Here is a 3260-nt window from a genome sequence, read left to right as displayed (position 1 = left end):
CATCGAAAAGCCCGGCAGCAAGCAGCTCATCAACGGCCCCTTCACCGTCGCGCTGGACGGCACCCCGCTGGTCGGCCCGGTGCAGGGCCTGACCAATTTCTGGTGCGCCTGCGCCGTGATGGCCGGCTTCAGCCAAGGCGGCGGCGTCGGTCTGGCACTGTCGAACTGGATGGTGCATGGCGATCCTGGCTTCGATGTCTGGGGCATGGATGTTACACGCTTCGGTGAATGGGCCGGCCTGCGCTACACCAACGCCAAGGTGCGGGAAAACTATTCGCGCCGCTTCTCCATCCGCTTCCCCAATGAGGAACTGCCGGCGGCACGTCCGGCGCAGACGACGCCGCTCTACGACACGATGCTGGCCAACAACGCGGTCATGGGCGACAGCTGGGGCCTCGAAACCCCGCTCTGGTTCGCACCTGAAGGCAAGGAACCCAGGGATATCGTCTCCTTCCATCGCTCCAACGATTTTGGGCCGATCGGCGAGGAAGTGCGCGCCACGCGTGAGCGCGTCGGCGTCACCGAGATCGCCAATTTTGCCAAATACGAAGTCTCGGGACCCGCGGCCGAGGATTTCCTCAACCGGCTGATGACCAACCGCATGCCGAAGACCCGCCGCATCGTGCTGACGCCGATGCTCAACGAGTTCGGCAAGCTGATCGGCGACTTCACCATCGCCAAGGCGGCAGAAGACCGCTTCATGATCTGGGGCTCTTCGGCGGCGCAGAAATACCACATGCGCTGGTTCGAGAAGCACCTGCCGAAGGACGGAACGGTGCGCATCCACCGCTTCGACCAGACGCTGGTCGGCCTGTCGATCGCCGGGCCGAAATCACGGGACCTGCTGCAGAAACTGGTCGATGTCGACGTCTCGACAAAAGCCTTCCGTTTCATGGATTTCCGCGAGATCGCTGTTGGCGGGGCGCCTTGCATGGTCAACCGCATCACCTACACCGGCGACCTCGGCTATGAAATCTGGATGGCGCCGGCCTACGAACGCCTGGTTTACAAAGCGATCAAGGACGCCGGCGAGGAATTCGGCCTTGTCGATTTCGGCATGCGCGCTCTGCTCTCCATGCGCCTCGAAAAGAACTTTCCGACCTGGTTCCGCGAGTTGCGGCCGATCTATGGACCGTTCGAAGGCGCGATGGACCGCTTCATCAAGCTCGAGAAGAATGACTTCATCGGCCGCGAGGCCGCCGCCAAGGAACAGGCCGAGGGGCCAAAGCTGCGCCGCGTCTCCTTCATCGTCGATGCCACCGACGCCGATGTCATGGGTGACGAGCCGATCTGGGCCAAGGTCAGCAAGGACTACGGCACGGTGGAAAAGCCGCATGGCTATGGCGCGCCGCGCTTCGACAAGGGCGGCAAGGAAATACGTGGCTCCAAGGCTGCCGAAGGCGCATCCGCCGTGCGCGGCATCGTCGACGGCGACTGGCGCGTGGTCGGCTGGGTCACGTCGGGCGGCTATGCGCATTATGTGCAGAAGTCGATGGCGCAGGGCTATATCCCCGCAGCGCTTGCCGAGGACGAAAGTGCCGGGCTGTTCGAGATCGAGATCCTCGGTCAACGGCGCCCGGCCCGCATCAATGTCGAAGCGCCCTTCGATCCGAGCGGCGAGAAGATGCGGACCTGAGGTTCGACGATGGACAGCGCGGGGCCGAAGGGCAGCTTTGGCCGCCACCGCAAGATCATGCCGTTCGAGCCGGGCTCGATCGAAGCTTTGCGCGACGCCTCCCGTCAGAAGGCGGGTTCGCTCAACCAGCATGTGCTGGGCTATGGCCCGCAGGCCGAGGCTGAGTGGGCGGCGGCAGGCATTGCCGCGCCCGACCTGGCGGCGATGCGAAAATACCGGCTGGAGCGTATCCGCGCCGAGCTGAAGCGGCGCGGCTATGCCGGCGCCCTGCTCTACGACCCCGTCAACATCCGCTACGCCACCGACAGCACCAACATGCAGCTTTGGGTGGCGCACAATCCGACGCGGCATTGCTTTGTCGCCACTGAAGGCCCGGTGGTGCTGTTCGATTATTTTTCCTGCGAGCACCTGTCCGACCATTCCGGCGTCGTCAACGAGGTGCGGCCGGCGGTGTCGTGGATGTATCTCTATGGCGGTGAGCTGACCGAGCAAAAGGTCCGCCGTTGGGCCGCCGGAATAGCCGATTTGGTCAGGGAATATGGTAGCGGCAACAGCCGCATCGCCGTCGACCACATCAATCCCGAAGGCGTCGAGGAGCTGGCTCGCCTCGGCATTTCCATCGGCAATGGCGAAGCCGTGATGGAGAACGCGCGGCTGATCAAATCGCCGGACGAAATCCTCGCCATGCGCCGGGCGATTGTCGCTTGCGAAGCGGCGATGGGCGAGATGGAACAGGCGCTGAAGCCGGGCATTTCCGAGAACGAGCTATGGGCGGAATTGCATCGTGGCAACATCGCGCGCGGCGGCGAGTGGATCGAGACGCGACTGCTGACGTCAGGCCCGCGCACCAATCCGTGGTTCCAGGAATGCTCTTCGCGAAAGATCGAGGCTGGCGATCTCGTCGCCTTCGACACCGACCTGATCGGCCCCTACGGCTTCTGCGCCGACCTGTCGCGCACCTGGCTGTGCGGCGATGCAAACCCGTCGAATGAACAGCGCGCCCTGTTCCGCATCGCCGCCGACCAGATCGAACACAACACGGCTCTGATGCAGCCAGGCATCTCGTTTCGCGACCTCGTCGAAGCCTCGGCGGTGCCGCCGGGTGACTGCTTCCCGACGCGCTACGGCGTGCTCTATCACGGCGTCGGTCTGGCCGATGAATACCCGACCTTGCCGCATGCCAGCGACTGGACATCGGACACGCCGGACGGCGTGCTGGAACCTGGCATGGTGCTGTGCGTGGAAAGCTATATCGGCCGGCTTGGCGGGCGCGAAGGCGTCAAGCTCGAAGAGCAGATCCTGATCACCGAGGCCGGCAACGAACAGCTCTCAACCTACCCGCTGGATACGAGGCTGCTCGGATAGTCCGGCAAGCGCTTCTCGCATTGCCCTGACTGTCTTTTCCGGCGTTGCCCTCGCCGTGATGAACGGCAGGCCTTTGCGCCGTCCGGTCCAGCCGACGATCGCGACTTTCCGCGCTGCTGGCTCGAAGCGCTGCGCCAGCGCCCAGCTTTCGCAGTCGACCGCTGCAACATCGGCCCAGCCCTCGGCAATGGCGACGATTGAAGCGCGGTGACCGCCGCTCCCGCTACGCGACGAAAAGATCTCCAAGCCTTCGCCGGCC

The 3260-nt window shown here is 64.1% G+C and carries 3 protein-coding genes; 2 read left to right on the top strand and 1 reads right to left on the bottom strand.

Annotation, left to right across the window (positions count from 1 at the left end; all coding sequences use genetic code 11):
* Both EOA22_RS28595 and EOA22_RS28590 read left to right on the top strand, forming a co-directional pair.
* Positions 1-1636, top strand: a 1636-nt coding sequence (locus EOA22_RS28595) for a glycine cleavage T C-terminal barrel domain-containing protein (RefSeq protein ID WP_164755922.1), incomplete at its 5' end; no start/stop codon positions are given.
* A gap of 9 nt (positions 1637-1645) precedes the next feature.
* Positions 1646-3001, top strand: a complete 1356-nt coding sequence (locus EOA22_RS28590) for a Xaa-Pro peptidase family protein (RefSeq protein WP_063168192.1) — start codon at positions 1646-1648, stop codon at positions 2999-3001.
* On the opposite strand, the gene EOA22_RS28585 is transcribed toward EOA22_RS28590, so the two are convergent.
* Positions 2966-3260, bottom strand: a 295-nt coding sequence (locus EOA22_RS28585; RefSeq protein WP_348629507.1) for a PhnD/SsuA/transferrin family substrate-binding protein, incomplete at its 5' end; no start/stop codon positions are given. The genes EOA22_RS28590 and EOA22_RS28585 overlap by 36 nt on opposite strands.

Origin of the sequence: Mesorhizobium sp. M7A.F.Ca.US.014.04.1.1 (genome assembly GCF_003998745.1) — a bacterium.
GTDB classification, from domain to species: domain Bacteria; phylum Pseudomonadota; class Alphaproteobacteria; order Rhizobiales; family Rhizobiaceae; genus Mesorhizobium; species Mesorhizobium ciceri.
The sequence above is the reverse complement of the archived record's forward strand: the minus strand, read 5'-3'. Positions and strand labels throughout refer to the sequence as shown.

What these genes read in the sequence shown, in the direction of transcription:
- EOA22_RS28590 (WP_063168192.1), top strand. Translation starts at nt 1,646, where the DNA reads ATGGACAGCGCGGGGCCGAAGGGCAGCTTTGGCCGCCACCGCAAGATC.